This is a genomic window from Pseudomonas sp. Q1 (genome assembly GCF_009935975.1).
Classification (GTDB): domain Bacteria; phylum Pseudomonadota; class Gammaproteobacteria; order Pseudomonadales; family Pseudomonadaceae; genus Aquipseudomonas; species Aquipseudomonas palleroniana.
In genome coordinates this window covers 1-633 of record NZ_QODI01000045.1, presented here as the reverse complement: position 1 = coordinate 633, position 633 = coordinate 1, and the positions used below count along the sequence as shown (strand labels likewise).

Below are 633 nucleotides of genomic sequence, written 5' to 3'. Positions count from 1 at the left end.
GGACAATGGCTGGAAGTTGGTGGCTGGTTCAGGTATTAGCACTGTGTGCTCTCTGTCATGCTCTTCCAAAGAAGGGTAAGTGGAGTAAACTGTCCCAGAATCCTCCAGCTCTGATGCTCCAGCAAACTGACCAGCGGCTTCAGCAGTCAGTTCAACAGACTAATCAGCAGCTTCCTCAGAAGATTCAGTTTCAGAAGCAAGTAGCGAAGGCTGAGCCTTTGGACAGATGTTCTGTAGCTGATTCTGAGCAGATCCAATGTGGACAACCTGGTATCAGTAGTGCTGAATGTGAAGCTATCAACTGCTGCTTTAGTGGACAGCAGTGTTACTATGGGAAGACCAAAAGTCCTGCGGGAGCCTGTGTATGTTGAGGTGCACATTGTGGAGAGGACTGACCCCAACATTGTCCTGATGCTGGGACACTGCTGGGCAACTTCCGCCCCCAATCCACTCAGTCTACCCCAGTGGGACCTTCTGGTTGATGGATGCCCTTACCAGGATGACCGTTACCTGACCACATTGGTTCCAGTGACTGGCTCTTCTGGTCTTCAGTTCCCAACCCACTACAAGCGCTTCATTGTGAAGATGTTCACGTTTGTGGATCCCACATCACTGGCTCCTCTGCAGGAAACT

1 protein-coding gene is annotated in these 633 nt (G+C 50.7%); it reads left to right on the top strand.

The annotated features are described in order from the left end of the window. Positions 1-258 precede the first annotated feature (258 nt). A partial coding sequence (locus tag DK870_RS29045; protein ID WP_218580684.1) for a zona pellucida domain-containing protein occupies positions 259-633 on the top strand: 375 nt, incomplete at its 3' end.